Origin of the sequence: Nocardioides sp. (assembly GCF_034670285.1) — a bacterium.
In the GTDB taxonomy this organism is placed as follows: Bacteria; Actinomycetota; Actinomycetes; order Propionibacteriales; family Nocardioidaceae; genus Nocardioides.
Genome location: NZ_JAXMNS010000528.1, coordinates 1 through 2034, shown reverse-complemented (window position 1 = coordinate 2034; position 2034 = coordinate 1). Strand labels below are relative to the sequence as shown.

Genomic DNA, 2034 nt, shown 5'->3' with positions numbered 1-2034 from the left:
TCTGCGCACGTAGGCGTCGAAGGCCCAGGTGTCGAGGAACTCAGCCGTGGCGACCTGCCCCGCGACGAGCAGGCCGGCGACCTCATCGGGGGTGATCGCGAAGTCCACCGGGCTGATCGACCCGGTGTTGACGCGGATGGTGCGTGCCGAGACCCACGGCAGGGAGAGTCGCGCCTGGTCGCGTCCGACCAGCACCGTCGTCACGAGGTCGGCGGCCAGTCCCACGGGGCCGTGGTGGAGGAAGCCGAGGCCGGGGATCAGCCGATCGCTCCGCGCCGGGAGGTCGGGCAGGAGCTTGATGCCGAAGGTCGGCCACCGCGGCGGCCTGCCGTCCTGACGGTCCAGGAGGTCGATCGGGAAGTTGGACAGGACACCGCCGTCGACCAGCGTCGACACGACGCCGCTCGCGGCCTGCAGCTGCACGGGCTCGAAGAAGAACGGGATGGAGGTCGAGGCGCGTACGGCGTCGGCCACCGGCACCCGGTCTGGGTCGAGCCCGTAGAGCCGCTCGTAGTCCCACGGCAGGCGCACCAGCTCGCCCCGCGTGGTGTCGGTGACGGTGACCACGAGCCGGTACCGCTCCTCGATCGGCAGGTGCTCGGTGCCCGCGATGCGCAGGTCGGCGAAGGTCTCGACGCCGCACTCCTCGCGGAGCAGGTCGGCCACCAGCCGGTGCAGCGCGTCGCCTTCGTAGACGCCGTTGTCCAGCACGATCGAGGCGAGCGGCCCCACCACCGGCACGCGGTCGAGCAGGGACCGATCGGTGAGCGCGGTGAAGTCGAGCTCGGAGAGCACCTCGGTGATGCGGTCGACCGGCATCCCACCCGCGACCAGCGCGCCGACGAGTGCTCCGACCGAGCTGCCGGCGACGCGCGCGAACCGGTAGCCCGCGTCGTCGAGCACCTGGAGCGAGCCGACGTGTCCGATGCCCAGCACGCCGCCGCCCTCGAGGACGAGGTCGGCCACGGGCCCGTGATCTGGATCGGGAAGGAGCTGCGCTCCCCAGACGGTAGTGCGCGGGTCGGTCAGTCGCCGCCGGAGCCCACGTCGGCGTAGCCCTCCCGGAAGGTCGGGTAGGTCGGCACCCACCCGGTGGAGCGAAGCCGTGCGTTGGAGATCCGCTTGCCGTGCGCCCGGGCCGGGTCGGCCGGATCGGGCCCGGGCACACCGAGGCGACCCGCGAGGTACGACGCCACGTCGCCGAGCAGGGCGGGTTCGTCGTCGTTGCCCAGGTCGACCGGGCCGGGAGCCTCGGCCCGAGTGAGCAGGTGGACGGCGGCCGCCGCGGCGTCGTCGCGGTGGATCCGGTTGGTCCACCGGTGGGGGTCGTCGATCGCGCCGTCCCGCACGCGCTCGACGAGCCGGGCGCCATCGCCGCCGTACAGGCCCGAGCAGCGCAGGACGGTGCCGCCGACGACACGCTCGGCGAAGAGCCGCTCGGCCTCGAGCAGCATCTGCGCCGGGCCGTCAGCGGGGGAGGGAGGCAGCTCCTCGTCGACGACGATGCCGTCGGCGGTGTGGCCGTGCACCCCCGTGGAGGAGATCAGGACGGCGCGCTCAGGTCGCTGACCGAGGGCGTCGATCGCGTCGAGCGCCCGCCCCATGCCCTCCACGTAGGTCGACCGGTAGGCAGCCTCGTCGCGGGGTCGGGCCGTGAGTGCGACGACCACGAAGCGCAGGTCGAGCGGGGGGAGACCGGGCACCTCCCGCGCGAGGTCGACCGAGAGCCCCTGCAGGGGTGCGGGCACGAGGTCGGCGCGCCGCCGCAGGGCGAGGACCCGGTGCCCGCGCTCGGCGAGCCGTCGTCCGATCCGGGACCCGAGGTCCCCACAACCGACCATCACCACATCGGGATTCACGTGTCGAGCGTAGGTCAGGCCCGTGACACCGCTCCGTCGGAGGGCACCCCGGTTTGTGTTGTGCCGAGCGATGTGTGACTGTTGAGTCAACGACGCGGGGTGGAGCAGTTCGGTAGCTCGCTGGGCTCATAATCCAGAGGTCGCAGGTTCAAATCCTGTCCCCGCTACCAAAAGT

Annotated in this window: 2 protein-coding genes and 1 tRNA gene; 1 reads left to right on the top strand and 2 read right to left on the bottom strand. The window is 72.4% G+C overall.

Translation table 11 applies throughout. The features are described from left to right. On the bottom strand, positions 1-966 hold a 966-nt coding region (locus VOI19_RS18610; protein WP_323794431.1), incomplete at its 3' end, for a patatin-like phospholipase family protein. 59 nt (positions 967-1025) lie between these two features. Then, complete coding sequence (locus tag VOI19_RS18605; RefSeq protein WP_323794430.1) at positions 1026-1859, bottom strand: hypothetical protein; 834 nt, start codon at positions 1857-1859, stop codon at positions 1026-1028. Positions 1860-1952: 93 nt separating this feature from the next. Here VOI19_RS18605 and VOI19_RS18600 point away from each other — a divergent pair. Beyond that, positions 1953-2029, top strand: a tRNA-Met gene (locus tag VOI19_RS18600). Positions 2030-2034 lie beyond the last annotated feature (5 nt).